At 58.1% G+C, this 19388-nt stretch carries 19 protein-coding genes, 4 pseudogenes and 1 other annotated feature; of the genes and pseudogenes, 6 read left to right on the top strand and 17 right to left on the bottom strand.

All coding sequences use genetic code 11. The features are described 5' to 3' along the window. The 3 genes and pseudogenes from ACZ5WQ_RS05575 to ACZ5WQ_RS05565 all read right to left on the bottom strand — a co-directional run. Positions 1 to 762 (bottom strand): annotated as a pseudogene (locus tag ACZ5WQ_RS05575) (recombination directionality factor); the annotation flags it as partial. Then, a pseudogene (locus tag ACZ5WQ_RS05570) lies at positions 741 to 1441 on the bottom strand (Y-family DNA polymerase); the annotation flags it as partial. The pseudogenes ACZ5WQ_RS05575 and ACZ5WQ_RS05570, both read right to left, overlap by 22 nt. After that, complete coding sequence (locus ACZ5WQ_RS05565; RefSeq protein WP_464383330.1) at positions 1438 to 1881, bottom strand: LexA family protein; 444 nt, start codon at positions 1879 to 1881, stop codon at positions 1438 to 1440. The gene ACZ5WQ_RS05565 and the pseudogene ACZ5WQ_RS05570, both read right to left, overlap by 4 nt. Positions 1882 to 2178: 297 nt before the next feature. On the opposite strand from ACZ5WQ_RS05565, the gene ACZ5WQ_RS05560 reads away from it, so the two are divergent. Both ACZ5WQ_RS05560 and ACZ5WQ_RS05555 read left to right on the top strand, forming a co-directional pair. Further along, positions 2179 to 2694, top strand: a complete 516-nt coding sequence (locus tag ACZ5WQ_RS05560; protein ID WP_228246477.1) for a hypothetical protein — start codon at positions 2179 to 2181, stop codon at positions 2692 to 2694. After that, positions 2694 to 3122: a type II toxin-antitoxin system YafO family toxin gene (locus tag ACZ5WQ_RS05555; RefSeq protein WP_228246476.1), complete on the top strand. Its 429-nt coding sequence runs from the start codon at positions 2694 to 2696 to the stop codon at positions 3120 to 3122. The genes ACZ5WQ_RS05560 and ACZ5WQ_RS05555 overlap by 1 nt, the downstream gene beginning before the upstream one ends. A gap of 285 nt (positions 3123 to 3407) precedes the next feature. Here the strand turns inward: ACZ5WQ_RS05555 and ACZ5WQ_RS05550 are convergent, their stop codons facing one another. From ACZ5WQ_RS05550 to ACZ5WQ_RS05540, 3 genes are read right to left on the bottom strand one after another with little or no spacing between them, the layout of a single operon-like run. Then, a complete protein-coding gene (locus ACZ5WQ_RS05550) occupies positions 3408 to 3671 on the bottom strand; it encodes a hypothetical protein (protein ID WP_228246473.1) in 264 nt (87 codons plus the stop codon). Positions 3672 to 3682: 11 nt separating this feature from the next. Continuing rightward, complete coding sequence (locus ACZ5WQ_RS05545) at positions 3683 to 4075, bottom strand: hypothetical protein (RefSeq protein ID WP_335601002.1); 393 nt, start codon at positions 4073 to 4075, stop codon at positions 3683 to 3685. 43 nt (positions 4076 to 4118) lie between these two features. Continuing rightward, entirely contained in the window at positions 4119 to 4565 is a 447-nt protein-coding gene (locus ACZ5WQ_RS05540; protein WP_341709063.1) for a hypothetical protein, read from the bottom strand. A gap of 140 nt (positions 4566 to 4705) precedes the next feature. On the opposite strand from ACZ5WQ_RS05540, the gene ACZ5WQ_RS05535 reads away from it, so the two are divergent. Further along, positions 4706 to 5050 carry a helix-turn-helix domain-containing protein gene (locus ACZ5WQ_RS05535; protein ID WP_464383329.1) on the top strand — a complete coding sequence of 115 codons (345 nt, stop codon included), beginning with the start codon at positions 4706 to 4708 and terminating at the stop codon, positions 5048 to 5050. Between the two features lie 7 nt (positions 5051 to 5057). Here the strand turns inward: ACZ5WQ_RS05535 and ACZ5WQ_RS05530 are convergent, their stop codons facing one another. The 6 genes from ACZ5WQ_RS05530 to ACZ5WQ_RS05505 all read right to left on the bottom strand — a co-directional run bounded on the left by ACZ5WQ_RS05530 (position 5058) and on the right by ACZ5WQ_RS05505 (position 9477). Continuing rightward, a complete protein-coding gene (locus ACZ5WQ_RS05530) occupies positions 5058 to 5390 on the bottom strand; it encodes a hypothetical protein (RefSeq protein ID WP_464383328.1) in 333 nt (110 codons plus the stop codon). Between the two features lie 25 nt (positions 5391 to 5415). Beyond that, complete coding sequence (gene radC, locus ACZ5WQ_RS05525) at positions 5416 to 5904, bottom strand: RadC family protein (RefSeq protein ID WP_464383327.1); 489 nt, start codon at positions 5902 to 5904, stop codon at positions 5416 to 5418. Positions 5905 to 5936: 32 nt separating this feature from the next. Then, a complete protein-coding gene (locus ACZ5WQ_RS05520; RefSeq protein ID WP_464383326.1) occupies positions 5937 to 6890 on the bottom strand; it encodes a recombination directionality factor in 954 nt (317 codons plus the stop codon). Positions 6891 to 6971: 81 nt separating this feature from the next. Next, positions 6972 to 7979: a YqaJ viral recombinase family nuclease gene (locus tag ACZ5WQ_RS05515; RefSeq protein WP_464383325.1), complete on the bottom strand. Its 1008-nt coding sequence runs from the start codon at positions 7977 to 7979 to the stop codon at positions 6972 to 6974. A gap of 105 nt (positions 7980 to 8084) precedes the next feature. Then, the gene (locus ACZ5WQ_RS05510) at positions 8085 to 9053 is read right to left on the bottom strand and encodes a DUF932 domain-containing protein (RefSeq protein ID WP_464383324.1); all 969 of its coding nucleotides are present in this window, start codon (positions 9051 to 9053) and stop codon (positions 8085 to 8087) included. A 103-nt stretch (positions 9054 to 9156) separates the two neighbouring features. Next, positions 9157 to 9477 carry a hypothetical protein gene (locus tag ACZ5WQ_RS05505; protein WP_464383323.1) on the bottom strand — a complete coding sequence of 107 codons (321 nt, stop codon included), beginning with the start codon at positions 9475 to 9477 and terminating at the stop codon, positions 9157 to 9159. A 461-nt stretch (positions 9478 to 9938) separates the two neighbouring features. Here ACZ5WQ_RS05505 and ACZ5WQ_RS05500 point away from each other — a divergent pair, with 461 nt between their 5' ends. After that, positions 9939 to 11165 carry an IS256 family transposase gene (locus tag ACZ5WQ_RS05500; protein ID WP_464383322.1) on the top strand — a complete coding sequence of 409 codons (1227 nt, stop codon included), beginning with the start codon at positions 9939 to 9941 and terminating at the stop codon, positions 11163 to 11165. Positions 11166 to 11238: 73 nt separating this feature from the next. Further along, positions 11239 to 13137, top strand: a complete 1899-nt coding sequence (locus tag ACZ5WQ_RS05495) for a diguanylate cyclase (RefSeq protein WP_464383321.1) — start codon at positions 11239 to 11241, stop codon at positions 13135 to 13137. Between the two features lie 469 nt (positions 13138 to 13606). On the opposite strand, the pseudogene ACZ5WQ_RS05490 reads toward ACZ5WQ_RS05495, so the two are convergent. Further along, positions 13607 to 14014, bottom strand: a pseudogene (locus ACZ5WQ_RS05490) (DUF932 domain-containing protein); the annotation flags it as partial. 77 nt (positions 14015 to 14091) lie between these two features. Between ACZ5WQ_RS05490 and ACZ5WQ_RS05485 the strand changes: the two are divergent. Continuing rightward, the gene (locus ACZ5WQ_RS05485; RefSeq protein ID WP_464383627.1) at positions 14092 to 15183 is read left to right on the top strand and encodes an IS5 family transposase; all 1092 of its coding nucleotides are present in this window, start codon (positions 14092 to 14094) and stop codon (positions 15181 to 15183) included. A gap of 153 nt (positions 15184 to 15336) precedes the next feature. Here the strand turns inward: ACZ5WQ_RS05485 and ACZ5WQ_RS05480 are convergent. The 4 genes and pseudogenes from ACZ5WQ_RS05480 to ACZ5WQ_RS05465 form a co-directional block, all read right to left on the bottom strand. Beyond that, a pseudogene (locus tag ACZ5WQ_RS05480) lies at positions 15337 to 15903 on the bottom strand (DUF932 domain-containing protein); the annotation flags it as partial. 97 nt (positions 15904 to 16000) lie between these two features. Then, entirely contained in the window at positions 16001 to 16330 is a 330-nt protein-coding gene (locus ACZ5WQ_RS05475) for a hypothetical protein (RefSeq protein ID WP_464383320.1), read from the bottom strand. Positions 16331 to 17204: 874 nt separating this feature from the next. After that, positions 17205 to 18427 (bottom strand): IS3 family transposase gene (locus ACZ5WQ_RS05470; RefSeq protein ID WP_228246832.1). Its coding sequence is split into 2 segments (ribosomal slippage): positions 17205 to 18142 and positions 18142 to 18427, totalling 1224 coding nucleotides; the frame shifts between segments, so codons are not numbered across the junction. After that, positions 18033 to 18149 (bottom strand) — a sequence feature (AL1L pseudoknot). Its footprint overlaps the gene before it by 117 nt. Before the next feature lie 46 nt (positions 18428 to 18473). Continuing rightward, positions 18474 to 19349 carry a tyrosine-type recombinase/integrase gene (locus tag ACZ5WQ_RS05465; RefSeq protein WP_464383319.1) on the bottom strand — a complete coding sequence of 292 codons (876 nt, stop codon included), beginning with the start codon at positions 19347 to 19349 and terminating at the stop codon, positions 18474 to 18476. Positions 19350 to 19388: the final 39 nt, after the last annotated feature.

The raw sequence follows: 19388 nt of genomic DNA, 5'->3' as shown, positions 1-19388 counted from the left end.
TCAGGCGCTGGCGGGTGGATTGGCTTGTTGCAGGTTGTGGGTACGTTCGAGAATCAGGTCGTGCAGGGTCGGCATACCGTTTCGGCTCCGACGGCTGCTGTAGGGCGGCGTGGGCTTTTGCGTGGTGGTTGCTGGCGCTGACTCAGCCACCGATTGCTCTGGATAGAACTCCTCAAGGACCAGATGCGAGTCTTCTTCGCTTTCTTCAAAAGCACCATTGACCAGCCCCATACGTGCGGCTGCGTCCAGTGCTTGTTGATCAAAGCCCGCATCGCGCCGTGATTGATCCAGCTGGCGCGCCTGCGAGAGGGCTTCTTCCAGGCTCAGGCCACTACGCAGGGTCAGATCCACGTAGTAGATCGGTGCACCGTGACTCTGGCGGGTCGACTTGCCACGCAGGCGCAGTTCCAGCGGCAGACACGCCAGCCGATCTCCGGACAAGGCCTGCAGATAGCTCAACCGGGCCGATAGGGTGCGGATGCTGTTGTAGCCGGTGGTTCGAAACACAAAGCTGCCCAGTGGATCGTCATCACCAATAGCGACGTTCAACCGGCCATACGGCTTGCAGTTGCCACCGGGTGCCAAGGGGCAACCGTCAGGCGATGGGCAGGGCAGCGATTGAATGCCTTCTGCCGTTGAGCGTTTGCACGACTCCCCGTTACCGACACAGAGCGGTCTACCACTGGTGCGGTCAAACAGACTGTATTCGGCGCGAAAGTTGAGCTCCGGATCGTTGAACAGCAGGCGACACCGAAAAGCTCGCGAGCTGTCTTTTCCACTACCACGCTGAAGCGCTTGCGCAGCAGACGGGGATCAGCTTTGGCGAGATCCCACGCTGTCTTGATGCCCATATCCACCAGATGCGCATGCAGCCGGCGCCCGATCCCCCAGACTTCGCCCACAGCCATGACTTGCAGCAAGCGGTCGCGCCTGTGTGGATCACGTATATCCACGACCCCACCAGTCTGGCGTTGCCAGCGCTTGGCTGCTGCATTGGCGAGTTTGGCAAGGGTTTTGGTAGCCGCGATACCTACACCGACCGGGATACCAGTCTTCTGCAGCACATCCGCGCGCACGTCGTGTCCAACTTGGAGCAATGGCTCTGGTAGGCCGGTCAGATCCGCAAACGCCTCGTCAATGGAGTAGACCTCAACCGTTGGCAAACGCGACTCCAGCAGGCTCATGACGCGTTCGCTCATGTCACCATAGAGTGCATAGTTGCTGCTGAATGCTAGGATGCCGTACTGCTGCAATGTATCCTTTATCTTGAAAAACGGCTCACCCATGGCAACGTAGGGCTTTGCATCGGCGCTGCGAGCGATCACGCAGCCATCGTTGTTGCTCAGCACCACAATAGGCGTTCGGGCCAGGTCAGGGCGAAATACCCGTTCACAGCTGGCATAGAAGAGTTGCAGTCGATCAGTGCGTAGCTCTTATTCATGCCTTGTCACTGGTGCTGTACCAGCGAATGCTGTTGCGCACCACGCCCCAGATCAGCAGTTCATCGCCCTCGAGAATGTAGCGGGGGGCGTAATCGGGGTTTTCCGATAGCAGGATGATTTGATGGCGCTGGCGATGCAGGCGTTTGACGAACACTTCTCCATTCACTGCCGCGACCACAATGTCGCCATGACCTGCATTCAGCGCACGACTGACCACTAGCACGTCCCCGTCATGAATACCGGCTCCCGTCATGCTGTTTCCTGACACCCTGACCAGGTACGTGTGTGGCGCATGCACATCCAGCAGCGTGTCGAGAGACAGCTTCTGTTCCATGTGGTCGAGCGCAGGGCTGGGAAAGCCGGCCGGCACCGAGGTATCGAAATGGCTGATTAGGCTGGTCGAGGGTGTGAGCGTGGCGATAAAGGTGGCGTTTGACATACCGAGAACCAATAAGCTGGATATAAATACAGTATTACGGCTATGGCTCTCTGCTCAAGCGCTAATTTGTTTCAGCGCGGAGGTTGGTTTCCTGCTAGCGTCTTGAGTCTCGGTCTAGACGCGGGAAAGGGTAATCTCGCCAGGATCGTCCTTGGTCCTACAACCGGTGGTTGTTATTACCGCTGGCAATACTCATAATTGCGCAGCGATTTTACTGTTTAGTAAATAGCCTCTGTTTCTCGTCTATACCTATGGTAAAGAGGGGTAACCATGAACAAGTCACCAGGAGGGCAGACAATGAGCAATGCGATACCAGCAGTCATTACAGCTGCACTGGGGCTTTTGGCTGGCTACGACTCTGCAATGGCTTCCACGGACCGTTCAGCTGAGCCGATGGCGCGGCACGAATGTAGCCAGGAAATTCTTCGCCTAGCCGACGAGATTCACAAAACCATTGCAGATGCCAAGAGCATGGAAGAGACGTTCTCTGCCATTATCAAAGCATCGCTGAAAAATGATGTTCGCCTCGAGTTTGAGGCTGACGGCATTCAGCCCTTAGCTGACCTGCTCAATAGTCTGCGCGGCGTTGAGGTCGGGCTCAAGAGCGCTTCAGTGCCTGAAGAATTGCTCCCTCTCCACATGGAGATGCGAAGGGCGATCGCTAAGGGGCGTGCTAGGGTGGCTGAGCTCTACGGCCTGGTTCGCCAGGCCCACACAATCCCGAATGTCGTCGAAGCAAGAGCGGGTACTTCCGCAATGCGGGCCTTGGCAGAGCGCTCCACGCAGCGCCTGATCGAGCTGGCGAATGCTTGATGTCGGCGGTTATCGTCGAGTATCACCCAGACACCTTTAATGAGTTCTTCGCTGAGCCGTTGAAAGACTTTCCCTCGTTGGCGGAAGATTTGATGGCGGACTTTGTTTCCTATATCGAGACTGGCGTCCTACCTTCCACCTTCGGGCGGGATGCCCCGTACGTTGAGCCCTACGCCGCATATCGGGCTCACTTGATGCACATTCACTTGAAACTGCCGCCGGACACGTTCCCCAGGAATGTGCCTCAATATGATCGAACCTGTGATAGGAAGCGTGACGCGGCGCTGGTTTACGTTCGTGGTGAGCTTGAGGAAAACAGGTACTGCATTCTTGGTGTGTTATATCCGCATGCCCATGCAAAGGCGCGAGAAGCGAAGATAATGCGGCATCTTGCCCGGCTGGCCCAAGCATTCAGAGACGAACACTGAATGCAGCTAGCAGCACTTTGAAATCAGTTTCAATTTCTCAGCCCGTCTCAAGCTGTTTTTTCGTAGCTTGATTTGTTTTGGCAGCCTGCTGGCCCACTGCTAGATTTGTTCCATTGCTCGATCAGGAGTGCCGGACACAGAAATCTGCTGCAGCCTCCGCTCCAGCGTTGACTGCAATGGTAAAGATGAGTCATAGCTGGTTGCGGTAGGCTTCGCTTGTGTAGTTCGTTACCCAAAAAAGAAAAACACCCCAGCCAGGCCCGCAGGCCGCTGGGGTGTTCTCGTTCAGTAGACCCCGCTGCACTGCAAGGTGGCTTCCACGTTGAATTGGATGAACTCTTGGCTCGGAACACCAGTACGCTTTACGCGTTCCAGGTAGGAAATATCGAATTCCTCGATCACCTTATCAAATACGCAGCCACATACCTCTTTATCTGCACCACCTTGAGCACAGCCTGACAAGAATTCACCACGCATCTTGTCTTCAGGGCTAGAGCAGCCCGCTGCCAGTGCGCTCAGCGCCAATACCGCCAGTAGTTTATTTTTCACATCCTTGCTCCTTATATGCGGGACAGGACTTGGGACATGCCCAGCATCACGCCAATACCCATGCCGATCAGCTGAGGACCCGCGATCCAAAACAGCTTGGTGAACACCAGGCTGAAAAAACCGCCGGTTGTGAACACGGCAGACGGGCGCGCAAAGCGGCAGATGGCATCGCCCAGCAGGGCGCCACCCCAGCCGAGCAAGGTGCCTACCAATACCGCGAAGGCTTTGGCGAAAAAGCCAGCACGCAGCACCATGCCGGAGTTGTTGAACGTTACAGCGAAGATGGCGAAGGCAAAGGCTGCCAGCGCCCAGCCGAGCACTTTGACTGGGACTGGCAAGGTGTCGTCGATGTAATCGTCCTCGTCGTTCTGGGGATCTCGTCGGTCGAGGTTGTTCTGTTCCATACAGCGGGCTCCTTTTGAGCGTTATTGGAATAGGTGCACCTGATCACCAGGCTGACTGGCAGGTGTTTCCCGGGTGGTTGAGCGGCTTGAGTACGTCGATGCCGGTCGTGGGCAGCGTGACGGTTTGCCCGTCCTGGCTGATCTGCAGGGTTTGGGCTGTTCGCAGGTGCTCCCAGAAGCTCGGGAAAGCCTGACCGCAGATGCGGCACATGGTGTCGAACGGGTTGCCGTACTCGGTGCCATCGAGGATGACGTTGAAACCGGGATCGTTCTTCGAGCTGTAGGACTGCCCGTGGATCTTGGCGTAGGCATGGACATATTCACCGTCGCTGCCAGGGCAGGCGATGTACAGCTCGTTCCCGGATTCATCGGTGACCGTGTACTCGGTCGTGCCCATGCCGTAGCCGCTGGTCCACTCGGCTGCCGTGGCGGGAATACTGGTGAAAGCCAGTACGCTGAGCAGCGCGCTGGCGCGGAGAGAGTGCTTCATGGCGTCCTTTCCTTTTCTAATTAGTGGAGTCAAAGCGTAGAAATTGGCGTCAAATCTACCTGTGGAGTTGATTCTCATCGCTTCAAGTCCTTCATGTCAATCGGTCGATGCCCAACCATTCAGGTCGGATAGGAGGGGGTATGGCCAAACCAAAAAATGCCCTGACCGCGAGCATCGGTCGGGCGATTGCGCAAAAGCGCAGTGATGCGGGGATGACACAGGACGGTGTTGCCGGCAAGTTGGGTATCGGCATTGAGGCGGTCTCGCGGATGGAGCGGGGCATTGCCATGCCATCGGTTGCCCGCCTTTATGAGTTGGCTGCGCTATTTGGTTGTGAAGCGGTGGATCTGCTGACAGAGGGGAGCCCGCACGTCGACGATCAGGTGCGTAACCTGCGCAGCATGCTGGAGCCGCTGGACACCTCTGACCGGGAGCTGGTCTTGCGTCTGGTGGCGCAGCTGACAGAGCGCCTGAAAACCAAATAACCGGGCATCACCCCGGCGCTGGGTCGTCGGGCTCATCCATCAGCAAGAATCCGCAGTTCAGGCACAGGCTGTCGAAGGTGCCCAGCCAGTGCTTTGCCACGTTGTCGGCCAGTGCCTCGCCTTGAGCCGTGCCTTCTGTCAGCAAGGGTGCTGGCTCTGCCAGCAGTGCCACCAGCTTTCCTAGCTGCTCCCATGGCACGTGGTTGGTCGGCGCGTCCTGCTGGCGCTCAACATGAGTACGCAACAGCACATCCAGCACCCCGGCCATCACGACCAGGGTGCGCAGGTTCTGCCGATGAACCAGTGTGGCGCTGTTGCAGATGGTGCAGGTCTTCATCATTGCTGGATCTCCTTTACGGCTGCGTTCAGATCAACCCGCGCTCAGCAAAACTCACCGCTGTCGTGCCACCAATCACCAGGTGATCGAGCATACGTACATCGATGGTTTGCAGGGCGGTTTGCAGGCGGGTGGTCAGGGTGCGGTCGGCCTGGCTGGGCTCAGGCACACCGCTTGGGTGGTTGTGGGCGAGAATGACGGCGGCGGCATTGGCATTGAGTACCGCTTTGACGACTTCTCGGGGATAGACGCTGGCGCTGTCGATGGTGCCGTAGAACAGCCGCTCAAACCGCAGCACCCCATGCTGGCTGTCCAGCAGGATGATGCCGAACACCTCTCGCTCCTCGTGGGCCAGTTGGGACACAAGGTAGTCACGGACCAGGTTCGGGCTAGTCAGGTAGTTGCTGCGATGAAAGCGGGCTTCCAGAATCGACTGGGCCCAGCTCAGGACTTCGGTTTCGGACAGCTCAATGCCCGCTGTCGGCACCAGCGCCGACGACGTTTTTTGCTTGCTCATGGTGATCTCCGGATACAGGAAAACCCACCCGCTCAGGCGCTGGCGGGTGGATTGGCTTGTTGCAGGTTGTGGGTACGTTCGAGAATCAGGTCGTGCAGGGTCGGCATACCGTTTCGGCTCCGACGGCTGCTGTAGGGCGGCGTGGGCTTTTGCGTGGTGGTTGCTGGCGCTGACTCAGCCACCGATTGCTCTGGATAGAACTCCTCAAGGACCAGATGCGAGTCTTCTTCGCTTTCTTCAAAAGCACCATTGACCAGCCCCATACGTGCGGCTGCGTCCAGTGCTTGTTGATCAAAGCCCGCATCGCGCCGTGATTGATCCAGCTGGCGCGCCTGCGAGAGGGCTTCTTCCAGGCTCAGGCCACTACGCAGGGTCAGATCCACGTAGTAGATCGGTGCACCGTGACTCTGGCGGGTCGACTTGCCTCGCAGACGAAGCTCCAGCGGCAGGCACGCCAGCCGATCTACAGACAAGGCCTGCAGGTAACTCAGTCGCGCTGACAGGGTACGGATGCTGTTGTAGCCGGTAGTACGAAATACAAAGCTCCCCAGCGGATCGTCATCACCAATGGCGACGTTCAAACGACCGTAAGGTTTGCAGTTGCCTCCGGGTGCTAGCGGACAGCCATCCGGTGAAGGGCAGGGCAGGTTTTGAATGCCTTCTGCCGTTGAGCGCTTGCACGACTCCCCGTTACCGACACAGAGCGGTCGACCACTGGTGCGGTCAAACAGACTGTACTCAGCGCGGAAGTTGAGCTCCGGGTCGTTGAACAGCAGGCGCACCGGAATGCTGCGGATCTTGCCGCCTTGCTCCTTGCGCAGCAGCTCATCAAGCGGGTGAACCAGCCAGCCATCACGGGTCTGGACTTGAGAGGTAATGGTGAACTGGTCGTCCTTCTCCGGCAGTCGCTTGCCGTTCTTCTCGACCACCTTACCGATGGAGATACGCCCGAGCACGGGCGGGGTGATTGCCAGGCCTTTGATCATGGGAATGCTCCTGTCAGAAACAAAAAGGCCGACGCCATAGCGGCAGTCGGCCTGAAGGGGTGTGATGGGAGATAAAACAAATCAACTGACCAGAAAGCGCCGACTACCGGGCTTGCTGATCTGGTACTGCGCCTTGAGGGCAGGGTGGTCCTTGAACAGGGCGTCGAGGTCGATACCGGTACCGTCCTTGGACTTCTTCCAGCTGATGCTGCCGCTGGCAAAGAGCGCCTTGCTGGCACTGCCCATGGCCTGTTGCAGAGACTGCTTGAGCTCGGCTTCGCGCTTGCCCAAGCTGGTCAAAGAGCCCCGAACCTGCTTCAGCTCATCGAACGCATGTGACAACGCGGCGTCCTCGGTGAAGTCCAATTGCTCACCATCGTCAGCCGGGTAGAGCAGACGCAGCGCTGCTTCGGCGGACTCTGAGCCATCTGCCGGTGGCGGGGTGTCGGTCTCAACGTAATGCCAGAACTGCCGCTCCAGCGCGATCAACTGCTTAATCAACGCCTCGTCACGCTCGATGCGATAGACCTCCAGTTGCTGACCGCCGAGCAACACAGCCACATCCGCCGCCTGCTTACCGGTGACAGCCAACTGATGCATGACCTGCACCTCGATGTACTTGGGTACCCCGTCACGCCACAGGCGGGCACCATTCAGACCAGCCGTTTTGCATTCGAGGATCTGGACCTCGTTGCTGCCAACGACTTCGCGGTCGATGTTGGCCAGCATCCAGGGCTCGTCAGGGTGCTGCAGTACGGCATTGACCTTGCGTACCTTGTTGCCGGTACGGCGTTGGTACTGGGAAGCGACAACCGGCTCCAGCACCACGCCCCAGAACACCGGGGTGGTGTCGTCATCCGGATTGGGTTTAGCCAGGCCAACGTCACGGTTGGTTTTCTCCAACCAAAGCTCTAGCTGGGATTTGTAGGGGTTGAGACCGATAGCGGCTGCTGCATCCGAACTGCCGATACCGCGTTTGCGCACGTCCAGCCAGTCGTTACGGGAGAGGTCTTTGGTGCTGACCAGGCGCAGGACGCCACGGCCTGCTTTGTTGGGGCCAGTGGCCGGTGTGGTTTGATGCGTATTCATAAGCAAACTCCAGACGCACAAAAGCCCGACCAGAAGACACTGATCGGGCTCAGGCGAGTAAGTAGAAAAGGGAATTGAGGGAAACGGAAAACCCGTACGGGAAAATCAGGCGATCAGCTCCAGGGCGTGATCCAGGGCTTTCTGCTTCAGGGTGGCACCTTGACCAAACCAGGCTGAGTCCAGTCGGTGATCAATACTGCGAGCACGTTTCTCGTGATCGACGTACTCGGTCACCGCATTCAGCAAACCCCACGCGGTGTCCTGTGCTGATACCAGTTGAGAGCCACGTCCTTTGCCAGCGTACAGATCCTGCACTTTCTGCAGGGCGCGGTGCTGGGTGAGCTCGCGGCGATCCTCCACGTCCTGCTCGGTGTCGCAGATCACCCGCAGGAAGTAGCCAAGCGCTTCACCGGTGTTCACCTTGCGCTGGGACAAATGCTTCATGCGGTACATGAAGTCATCCCACTGAGCGACCGAGATACCCAGCTGGCGTTTGACCGCCTTGGCGTTGAACTCGGTGTTGTGGGGCACCTTGATTGACTCGGCTGCGCCGTCCACCGCGATGGCTAGGGTGTTGTTGCAGACTACCCGCACGGTCGTGGGAGTCGCCACGGTCGACAGCGTGCCATCGCAGGACGTGGCCAACAGCAGGTAGCCGTTGACCAGGTCATTGCCTTTGAGCACTGAGGCCTGACCGGTACGGGCGAGCGCCCAGAACTTGCGGCCACCCTTGAGTACGCCGGCAGTCTCCAGCTCAAAGCCGGCGTACTCGGTCAGATCCCGGTAGAACTCCAGCACGTCAAACGGCTGAACCACCTTGTAGCGCTGAGAGACTACCGACAGCGGGGCCTTGGTGTCCGAACGGTAGAGCACCTTCTGCTCCGGGAAGGTATGGATGCTGCCCAGGTGCGCAGCCGAGTCCGACAGAAAACGCACCGGGGACTCTTCAATGTGCCAGTTCATGCCGGCTTCATGTTGCCAGACCTCCAGCGGCTGATGACGGGACAGTTTGCTACCCAGGCCATGCCAGGGTGTGGTGCCAACGTAGGCCATAGTTTCAACTTGGTGTGCCATGGAAACCTCCAAAACGGCATAAGCCGCCCGAGCCATAGAGCCCAGGCGGTCAAAGACAATGGGAAAGAGACGAAAAGAGACAGGTCAGAGGGAAGGGTGGGGCTCAGAAATGCGCGTGGCAGTCCAGGCAGCGAAAGCGGCAGAGCAACTGCTCATCCACCACTTTGCCCAGCCGTAGCCCTGCAATGCAGCCAGCCAAGGCACCGGTGATAGCGCCAAGCACCGCGCCGGCACCAATGCCAGCAGGGCCACCAGACGCACCGACCTGCATGCCAATACGTAACCCGGCTGCGGCTCCGGATGCAGAACTTGCAGCGGCACCACTGAATGCACCGGCCACGGTGCCTACGGTGCCGCCTATACGCTTGCCGTAGTTGCAGAACACCACACGCGGCGAGCGACAGCGAGGACAGGATCGAGACATAGAGAACTCCTCACGAGACAGGCCAGTTGAGCGGACTGGCTTGGGGTTGGCTCGTGGGAGTTATGTAGGGTTGAAATTTATTTGAATGGAAAAGCAAGCAGGAAATCAGGGGCCGATACTGACAACATTGTTTCAATTTCTGGTGCGGTTTAGTGGCTCGCCCTTGCCGGAGCGCGAGGTGCGGGATGAGCTGCTGTTCAATTAAGTCATGCGCCATGGCGTCTTGGCCTGCCGATAGTTTAAGCTCAGACTGGAAGCCTAAGGATGATGCGAGCGATGTAGGATGACTGAAAAGGGAGAGGGCTGCCGGCAGTATTACCAGTCGGTATATGAACGGAATCATCCAGGGATCAGTAAGGGCCGCGCTCTTGATGAGTGCCTGCATCACTTCCGAGGGTGTGCAGAATTTTGTGTAAACGGATAATTCCCCGCCGACTTGCGTCGGCCCGTCCGTAAGCACCATGAACACTACAAAACACGACGTACCCGAAGAACTGCTGTCTGGCCTGCTGGCCAACTACAAGAGGCCCGAAGACCTCATCGGCGAGAACGGCCTACTCAAGCAACTGACCAAGCTGCTGGTAGAGCGAGCCCTGGACGCTGAGCTGACTGAGCACCTGGGCCATGAACGCAACGAAGCAGTGGCCAACCCCGCAGGCAACACCCGCAACGGCAAGAGCAGGAAGACCCTCAAGGGCGATTTCGGCGAACTGCCCATCGAGGTACCCCGCGACCGGCACGGCAGCTTTGAGCCGCAGCTCATCCCCAAGCACCAGACCCGCTGGGCCGGCTTTGACGACAAAATCATCTCGCTGTACGCCCGTGGCATGACGGTGCGCGAGATACAGGCCCACCTCGAAGAGATGTATGGCACCGAAGTCTCACCCAGTCTGATTTCCTCGGTGACCGATGCCGTGGCCGATGAGGTCAAGGCCTGGCAGGCCCGACCCCTGGAGCCAATCTACCCCATCGTTTACCTCGACTGCATCCATGTAAAAGTGCGCGAGGGTGCGGTGCGGGTCAAGGCGGTGTACCTGGCCATTGGCATCACCATGGCGGGCGAGAAGGAGTTGCTGGGCCTGTGGCTGGCCCAGACCGAGGGGGCCAAGTTCTGGCTGCAGGTCGTCACCGAACTGCGCAACCGCGGTGTGCAGGACATCTTCATTGCCTGCGTCGATGGGCTTAAGGGCTTTCCTGAGGCCATTGAGGCGGTGTTCCCCAAGGCGGTGGTGCAGTTGTGCATCGTGCACATGGTGCGCCACAGCCTGAACTACGTGTGCTGGAAACGCCGTAAAGAAGTGGCCGCCGACCTCAAGCGCATCTACCAATCGGCCACTGCCCAGGAGGCTGAACTGCGCCTGGGCGAGTTTGAGGCCAAGTGGGACGCAGACTATCAGCCCATTGGCCAGTCTTGGCGCAGGAACTGGAGCCGGCTGACACCGTTTTTTGACTACCCGCCAGAAATCCGCAAGGTCATCTACACCACCAACGCCATCGAGTCGGTCAACATGGGTCTGCGCAAGCTGAGCAAGAACCGTGGTTCGTTGCCCAGCGATGAGGCACTGACCAAGCTGTTTTACCTGGCCTTGCGCAACATCAGCCAGAAGTGGAGCATGCCGATTCGGGATTGGAAGGCCGCGCTGAACCGATTTACCATTTACTTCGGAGACCGTATCTGCGTCAATTGAAGTCCGAACCGTTTACACAAAAATTCGGACACGCCCTGTGTGAGGCCTCAAAATCTACGGAAAGACAACGTTCATGCGCAAACGAAAATTTGCCACTCTCGCCTTCTATTCGTTAGCGTTGGTGCTTTTGCTGGGACTGGGTCTCGGCTTGCGCCAGTACGACATCAACAAGGTCACTCGTGAGACGCATGAAACCACGGTTGATCGCAATCTGTCGTTGATGCATATGCGGGCTGACGGCTATCTGGAACGGTTGGCACTGGATGCAGAATTCATTGCGCAGTCCCCCATCCTGCGCATGTATCTTGAAAACCCCTCGGCAGAAACACTGGCGCGCGCGCAGGACGCTCTGCGGATTCTTGCTTCGCTGCGTCCCTCTCTGGATCAACTGCGCTACATCGATCAGCAGGGCATGGAGCGGATTCGGGTGAATCACCGAGGTGGGCCTCCTCAACTGGTCACAGAGCTACAAAACAAATCTGACCGTGATTACGTTCAGAGAGGCTTGGCACTCACGGCTGGCGGCGTCTATCTCTCGGAAATTGATCTGAACATTGAATACGGACAGATCGAGCGCCCCTTCCGCCCCATGCTGCGTTCGGTGGCCAAGGTCATGGTCAACGGCAGCCCTGCGGGCATGGTGGTGCTGAATGCCAATGCGGATGAACTGGAAAAACAGTTGCGCAGGGTACTGCCAACGGCGGTGGCGCAACCGGTGGTGCTCAACAGCAGCGGCGGCTGGATCATGGGCGGTGGTGAGAAGGACTTGCTGTTTTCGGCAAAGCCTGATGCCCCGGACGCTCTGCTATCCACACAAGAGCCCGCGCTGTGGGAAAAAATCCAGGCCAGTTCGTCAGGTCAATTTGAGTATCGTGGGGAATGCCACTATTACGCTTGGTACCAATTCAAGCAGCAGCAATGGCCGGCACCGCGCTGGCTGGTAGCTCAGCGCTCTGCCGGTCAAGCCTGCGGACACTTGACCGCTTCGGCAGTTAAGACGTGGGCCACGCAACTGGTGGTAATGTCGACTTTCACCGTTCCGCTGTTGGTGTTGTGGCTGTTGTCCCGCTGGAACGCGCGCGAACTACGGCGTGGACTTAGAGAGACGAACGCCCAGCTAGAACTCATCACTAGCGAAGCTGACCTTGCCCTGTTGATGGTCGACCATCAGTGCCGCGTCTGCTGGATTAACCCTGAATCCGAACGCCTATTGGGCTGGAAGACCGACGAGTTGGTTGGTGCGAACTTGCATGAAAGAACCCACATACGGAACGGGGAGGATCTGCACTCCGGGCCCTGTCCGACGCTGCAGGCGCTTCAAACAGGACAGCGTTACCGCAATGATCGTGACCGACTGCTGGCGAAGTCTGGCGAAATCTTGAATGTAAGCATGCGTGTGAGTCCGTTTGGTGAGGGTGAAGCGCGCAAAGCCATCGTTACGATTGCCGACGTAGGGGACGCAGTGGACCGAGAGGAGCGTTTGACACGGCTTGCCACGACTGATCCATTGACCGGCGCACTCAACCGTCGATCCATCATGGAGCGTCTGCAAGACATGGTCGAACACCAAAAGATGCCACCTTGCGTGTTGATGGGCGATATTGATTTTTTCAAGAAAGTCAACGACACCTATGGGCACGCTGCGGGCGATGAGGTACTGAAAACTTTCACCAACACGATACGCCAGTTGCTGCGCAAGGGTGACTTTTTAGGTCGGCTCGGCGGTGAAGAGTTCGTGGTGGCCTTGGAGAACACCGAGCTGCCAAACGCCCAAACCATGGCCGAACGCCTGCGCCTAGCCATTGCAAATAGCCAAACCCCAAACGATGGCGGTATTCCCATCGCAATCACCGCCAGCTTTGGCTTGGCGCTGTACAGCCGTGATGAATCGGTGGATGCGTGGCTGGCCCGCGCAGATGCTGCACTGTACCGCGCCAAACAATCGGGGCGAAACCGGGTGGAAATGGCTTAGCGCTGCTGGGGTGCTGTTTCGCAGGATGCCCTGCAGACGCAGATCACGCCCATTCGGCCGGAAATCCTCGCGCCTATCGCATCCGACGGAAATCTACCTGCTCGCATTCATTGCGATTGCGTTTCCACACAGCCTCGGTCGGGTGCCGTCGCGTGCGCAGTGTCAAAGCTGACATGACGAATACGTGAGAAGGGCTGATGCTCGCCGTCCGGTCAGGCTGTTGAGTCGCCCCTGCAGGAGTCACAGCGCTCGTATGTCACGCGCCATCCGAGACGTTAGTCGGCCTCATCATCCAGACCGGAACAATTTGAACGCGAACGCCCGGCTGCCATTGCCGTGATCGAAATGGCGGCTGGTGACACGACTGCTTGATCTACCCCTGATTAAGGGCGATCATTCAATGCAGAGCAGCTGAACAACCCCTGATCACCCTTGTGACGATCAGGGGTTGTGTTTATGCCGCATCAGCTTAAGCGGCGAGCTGCAGTGCTGCGTCCAGCGCGCGTTGCTTGATCTGCGCGCCCTGGCCGAACCAGGCAGAGTCCAATCGATACTCAATGCTGCGCGCCCGGCGTTCGTGATCGACGTACTCGGTCACGGCATTGAGCAGGCCCAAGGCAGTGCCGCGTGCTGAGTCCAGCTGGCTGCCCCGGCCACGGCCTTCGTACAGCTCCTGAACTTTGCGCAGAGCGCGCTCGTTCGGCAGCTGTTCAGGAAGCGGACCGGTCGGGCTGGTCTCGCACATCACGTTCATAAAGAAGCCCAGTGCCTCATGCCACTGCACTTTGCGTTCAGCCAGGTGGCGCATGCGGTACATAAACTCATCCCATTGCGAGACGGCGATGCCGAGCTGCTTCTTCACTAGCAGCCTGTTGAAATTCGCCTACGGTCTGTCTGACTTTGCAGTGTAAGGTTTACGATATCGGCTCCAATCTGCCGGGAACCCCGATTTCCATGCGTGGCGCCGATATCACTCAGGAATCCTTGTTCACTGTCGCCAAGCTCGATGACTTCGTGCCAGCGACTCACCCCCTGCGCGCCATCCGCAAGCTGGCAGACACCGCTCTGCAGCGGATGAGCGCCCTGTTTGACACCTTGTATGCCGACACCGGTCGCGCCTCGATCGCCCCCGAGAAGCTGATGCGGGCACAGTTGCTGCAGTTGTTCTACTCGCTGCGCAGCGAGCGGATGCTCATGGAGCAACTGGGCTACAACCTGCTGTTCCGCTGGTTCGTCGGCTTGGCCATCGATGATCCGGTGTGGGATCACTCGGTCTTCTCGAAGAACCGTGACCGTCTCAATGCCCAGGCCGTGGCCACCGAATTTCTGAGCGAGGTGGTGCGCCTGGCAGAGAAGCAGGGGCTGATCTCGGATGAGCACTTCTCAGTCGACGGCACATTGCTGCAAGCCTGGGCCTCTCAGAAGAGTTTCCGGCCCAAGGACGACTCTCCAGACGATCAAGGCCCCGGACCACGCAATGCCCCGCCGGACTTCAAGGGGCACAAGCGCAGCAACGACACCCACGCCTCGACCAGCGATCCGGATGCCCGGCTGTACCGAAAGAGCCACAACACCGGCGCGCAGCTGAGTTACATGGGGCATGTGCTGATGGAACACCGCAGTGGCCTGGTGCGCAGTGCTCATGTGACTCTGGCCGGTGGCCGTGGCGAACGCGAAGCCGCGCTGGCGATGCTGAGCAAGCTGGGTGGTCGCCGTCGCCGCACCTTGGCTGCGGACAAGGCCTACGATACGGCAGACTTCGTGGCCGCCTGTCGGGCACTCGGCGTGACACCGCATGTGGCACAGAACACCAGTGGCCGGCGTAGCGCCATCGACGGCCGTACCACGCGCCATGCTGGCTATGGACTGAGCCTGAAGATTCGCGCCTGGATCGAAACCCACTTCGGCTGGCTCAAGGCGGCGGCAGGCCTGCGCCAGGTGAAGCAACGCGGACTTGAGCGTGTCGACGCGCTGTTCCAGCTGGCCATGGCGGCAAGCAACCTGGTGCGCCTGCCGAAGCTGCTGGCTACAGGCTCAATGGCATGAGCGCGTTGACGGGGAAGGTGCGCCTGGAGCACGCCAAATCGGGCTATTTCCATCGATTGGCGCCCTAAACGGGAAGTAAACGAGCGCGACCGCTGCTGCCAGAAGCAGTGGACGTAATCATCGCGGCGAATTTCAACAGGCTGCTAGATCGCCATCGAATCGAGTGCTGTGCGGCACCTTGATCGCACGGCTGGTGCCGTCCAGGGCGATGGTCAACGTGTTGTTGCAGACCACGCGAATGGTGGTGGGCGTTGCGGTGGTGGCCAGAGTGCCGTCGCAGGAAGTGGCCAGCAGCAGGTAGCCATTCACCTGGTCGTTGCCCTTGAGCGCAGCGCCTTGGCCGGTTCGTGCCAGCGCCCAGAACTTACGGCCGCCCTTGAGCACGCCAGCGGTTTCCAGCTCGTAGCCGGAGACCTCGGTCAGATCACGGTAGAACTCCAGCACCTCGCGAGGCTGGACGGTGTGATAACGCTTGGAGACCACCGAAAGCGGGGCCTTGATGTCCGAGCGATATAGCACTTTCTGCTCCGGGAACGAATGAATCGCGCCCAGGTGGCCGATGGCGTCCGACTTAAAGTGCACGGGGCTTTCCAGGATCTGCCAATCCATGCCGGCTTCGCGTTGCCAGACTTCGATGGGCTGCTTCTGCGGCAGGTTGTTGCCCAAGCCGTGCCACGGAGTAGCGCCGACGTAGGCCATTTGTTCGATTTGATGTGCCATGACGAATTTCCTTTGGATGCAGGCCGGCATAAAGCGCCGCGCAGAGCGCAGCACCGGCAATCAGTGATGGGTAAGGAAGAAGAGAGCGGTGGCCGGATCAGGCCGGCAGGTTGAAGCGGTGACCGCAGAGCAGGCAGAGGTTGTGAGCCAGGACGTGACGGTCGAGCGACTCACCGAGCTGGGCACCGAGCGCACAGCCGCTGACGCCTCCGGCCAGACCTCCGAGAATGGCGCCGGATACCGAGCCCAGGGTTATACCGACAGGGCTGGCAATTACGCCGAGCGCTGCGCCGGCTTTGCCGCCTGCCAGAGTAGCGCTAACGCCTCGTGCGAGGCCACCGACAGCGCCGATGGCCGCGGCGGCCTTCATGGCGTGATGGAAAGAAGCGACTTTGGGGGAATGACAGCGAGGGCACTGCAATGACATTGGGAGATCCTCCTTGGTGCTGATGTCATTGCGGTAATGTGTGGTTGAGATTTTTTTGGATCGAATGGATGCTTTGCAGTAGTGCTAACAGAGTGCGAACGGGCTGGCGTCGTCCAAAAGCAGTCTGTTTGCCTGCAACATCAATCTTTCACTTTTCGACGAAGCATCCATGTGCAGTGGCAAATGAAATTTGCACATCCTTACTCTAGGTGTATCCATTTTTAGAATTTCAACCTGAGGTATAGATAAATCGTCTGCTGCGAAATAAAGCTTTCCGTGTGGTGAGGGCGACCGCTGTATGGGGGGCATCGATTAGCCAGAGCGACTCTTTCGAGCCAGTAAATTGCTACTATGCAATCTTATGTTCTTTATATGCCCCAACCGTGCCATTGGATGACTACATGATTTTAGAGCTCGTCAAGAATGTCACGCTGCTGATCACCTTGTGCTGGATGCACGGTATGCTGATGCTATCACCGTATATTACCTTCGGGTGGCTTGGGCTCTATTGCTCAAGATACTGCGCCCAGTCCTCCATCAGCTTTCGCCGTTTCTCGAACATGTCACCGCGCCGATACGCCGACTCCACTGAGCTTTCTAGCGTGTGAGCCAAAGCCTGCTCACAGACATCGCGGGGATGAGATGTGTTTTCGGCCGCCCAATCCCGGAATGTGGATCTGAAGCCATGTACGGTGATGTGCTTGTAGCCCATTCGCCTGAGTGTCATCAGCATGGACATGTTGGAAAGAGATTGTCCCTCTTTCTGGCCAGGAAACAGAAATGGGCTGTCATCGATTCGGTTCAAGCTTTCTAGCAAGGATCGCAGGGGGCTTGTTGAATCACACCGGGTTTCATGGAGACCATTTCGTTTAAGTCAGGCGGCCATGGCCTGACCGGTGTGTTGCTGGTAGAAGTTTGCCTCAGCTTCTGCCGGCGGTATATATCCAATCGAGCTCAGTAGCCGTTGGTGGTTGTACCAGTGAACCCACTTCAAGGTGGCGATTTCGACGGCTTCGCGGCTCCGCCAGGACTGCCGGTAAATCAATTCCGCTTTGTACAAGCCATTGATGGTTTCCGCCAAGGCGTTGTCGTAGCTGTCTCCTTTGCTACCAACAGAGGGCTCTATTCCAGCCTCAGCGAGACGCTCCGTATAACGAATAGAGACGTACTGACTACCCCTATCGCTATGGTGGATCAGACTGTCCGTGTGGCTTGGCTGCCGGGCGTAGAGTGCTTGCTCCAGGGCATCGAGCACGAATTCCGTTTTCATGCTGTTGCTCACACGCCAGCCGACGATGCGTCGTGCGAAAACATCGATAACAAAAGCTACATAGAGCCAGCCCTGCCACGTTGATACGTATGTAAAGTCTGAAACCCAAAGCTGATTGGGACGGTCAGCATTGAACTGGCGCTGAACCTTGTCGAGCGGACAGACGGCTTTGCCATCAGGCACCGTGGTACGAACTACCTGGCCGCGCCGGACGCCCTGCAATCCCAAGCGGCGCATCAGCCGCGCAACGGTACAACGGGCAACGTGCACCTTGTCGCGCCTGAGTTGCTTCCAGACTTTCACGACGCCGTAGCACTGCATGTTGTCCTCCCATACACGCTTGATGTCCTCACACAGCAGATCATCCTGTTGGGCGCGAGTGCTTCGCCGCTCAGGCTGTCGAGCACGTGCTGCATGCAGGTAGTAACCGGACGGAGCGATCTGCACCACGCGGCAGATCGACTCGACCCCGTAACGGTCACGGTACTCGTCAACGAAGGCGTTCAGGGTTTGTTGCGGCGGTCGAGCTCCGCCTGGGCAAAATAAGCACTGGCCAGGCGGAGGATCTCGTTCGCTTTACGCAGCTCACGGTTCTCGCGCTCCAAGGCCTTGATACGATCCCGTTCCTCAGTCGTCTGACCGGGTCGCTGGCCGTTGTCGGTCTGGTGTTTGCGCACCCAGCCATGCAGTGTCTGCGGAACACAACCAATCTTGGGTGCAATGGATTCGATGGCTGCCCACTCGGATGGGTAGTCCTTCAAGTTCTCCAGAACCATGCGCACAGCACGTTCACGGACTTCAGGGGAGTAGCTATTGGATTTCTTCATGCCTCATTCTCTCAAGAGTTGAGGCCTCCACGAAACCCGGTGTGATTCATGTTAGTGGGACTCGGTGAGATTTCCCTGCCTTCATTCGCTCCTCAGGTATGGTCCAAATACCTTCATTGAGGTCGAGTTCATCCCACCTGGCCTCGAGTACCTCGCTGGTGCGGCAGCAAGTTAGGATTGTCATTTCCAATGCTCTATGCGACAGGCTGTTGTGTTTTCGGAGCTCGGCAATAAACGCAGGAGCCTCTTGCCAAGGTAGAGCAGGGTGATGAACCACTTTGCTTACTTTGCTGCGTTTTGGGAACAGCTTGTCTAGGTGTCCTCGCCATCTGGCTGGGTTTTCCCCTTCACGGAGCCCAACAGCCTTCGCTGCATCCAGAACCAACTCAATACGGTTTCGTACCCGCGATGCCGTTTCTGGCACTCGGGTCCATATTGGTCTGAGAATCTTGAGCAGATGCTCGGTTGTAATCTCGTTGGGCGGCAAATTACCAATTACCGGAAAGGCATAGGTTGCGAGCGTATTGCTCCACTGGCTGGCGTGCTTGGCGTTTTTCCAGCCAGCCCTTTGAGAGTCAATGTAATCCTGGGCGACGCTTTCAAACGTGGTTGCAAGGGCCGCAGCGCGGCGTTGTTCTGCTTCGAGCTCAGCCCGCGAACGCTTGCGGGCTTCTAGCGGGTCGGTTCCTGTCTTGGCGAGCTTGCGCGCATCTGTCGCTAGATCTCGGGCTTCGGCGAGTGTGACGGCAGGGTAAGCCCCGAGTCCCATATCACGGAGTTTGCCATTGGTGCGGTATCTGTACAGCCAGCTGGCGCTTCCCGGTGATTTGACACGAAGGTATAGACCGTCACCGTCGTTGTGCATTTTCGAGGTGCCATCCTTGACGAGCTTTTCAATGGTTTTAGCTGTGAGATTACCCAAAGGGGACTCCTGACGTTAATGTGGTACGGCGTTGCTGGC

The organism is Halopseudomonas sp. T1L2 (genome assembly GCF_055397385.1).
Note: the sequence above shows the minus strand (reverse complement) of the source record. Positions and strands in the feature narration are given on the sequence as shown.

Excerpts from the sequence above, each read along its gene's own strand:
- ACZ5WQ_RS05520 (WP_464383326.1), bottom strand. The coding sequence starts at position 6,890 with ATGATCAAAGGCCTGGCAATCACCCCGCCCGTGCTCGGGCGTATCTCC.
- ACZ5WQ_RS05505 (WP_464383323.1), bottom strand. The coding sequence starts at position 9,477 with ATGTCTCGATCCTGTCCTCGCTGTCGCTCGCCGCGTGTGGTGTTCTGC.
- ACZ5WQ_RS05510 (WP_464383324.1), bottom strand. The coding sequence starts at position 9,053 with ATGGCACACCAAGTTGAAACTATGGCCTACGTTGGCACCACACCCTGG.
- ACZ5WQ_RS05535 (WP_464383329.1), top strand. The coding sequence starts at position 4,706 with ATGGCCAAACCAAAAAATGCCCTGACCGCGAGCATCGGTCGGGCGATT.
- ACZ5WQ_RS05530 (WP_464383328.1), bottom strand. The coding sequence starts at position 5,390 with ATGATGAAGACCTGCACCATCTGCAACAGCGCCACACTGGTTCATCGG.
- ACZ5WQ_RS05540 (WP_341709063.1), bottom strand. The coding sequence starts at position 4,565 with ATGAAGCACTCTCTCCGCGCCAGCGCGCTGCTCAGCGTACTGGCTTTC.
- ACZ5WQ_RS05560 (WP_228246477.1), top strand. The coding sequence starts at position 2,179 with ATGAGCAATGCGATACCAGCAGTCATTACAGCTGCACTGGGGCTTTTG.
- ACZ5WQ_RS05485 (WP_464383627.1), top strand. The coding sequence starts at position 14,092 with ATGCGTGGCGCCGATATCACTCAGGAATCCTTGTTCACTGTCGCCAAG.
- ACZ5WQ_RS05555 (WP_228246476.1), top strand. The coding sequence starts at position 2,694 with ATGTCGGCGGTTATCGTCGAGTATCACCCAGACACCTTTAATGAGTTC.
- ACZ5WQ_RS05565 (WP_464383330.1), bottom strand. The coding sequence starts at position 1,881 with ATGTCAAACGCCACCTTTATCGCCACGCTCACACCCTCGACCAGCCTA.
- radC (WP_464383327.1), bottom strand. The coding sequence starts at position 5,904 with ATGAGCAAGCAAAAAACGTCGTCGGCGCTGGTGCCGACAGCGGGCATT.
- ACZ5WQ_RS05475 (WP_464383320.1), bottom strand. The coding sequence starts at position 16,330 with ATGTCATTGCAGTGCCCTCGCTGTCATTCCCCCAAAGTCGCTTCTTTC.
- ACZ5WQ_RS05515 (WP_464383325.1), bottom strand. The coding sequence starts at position 7,979 with ATGAATACGCATCAAACCACACCGGCCACTGGCCCCAACAAAGCAGGC.
- ACZ5WQ_RS05545 (WP_335601002.1), bottom strand. The coding sequence starts at position 4,075 with ATGGAACAGAACAACCTCGACCGACGAGATCCCCAGAACGACGAGGAC.
- ACZ5WQ_RS05500 (WP_464383322.1), top strand. The coding sequence starts at position 9,939 with ATGAACACTACAAAACACGACGTACCCGAAGAACTGCTGTCTGGCCTG.
- ACZ5WQ_RS05495 (WP_464383321.1), top strand. The coding sequence starts at position 11,239 with ATGCGCAAACGAAAATTTGCCACTCTCGCCTTCTATTCGTTAGCGTTG.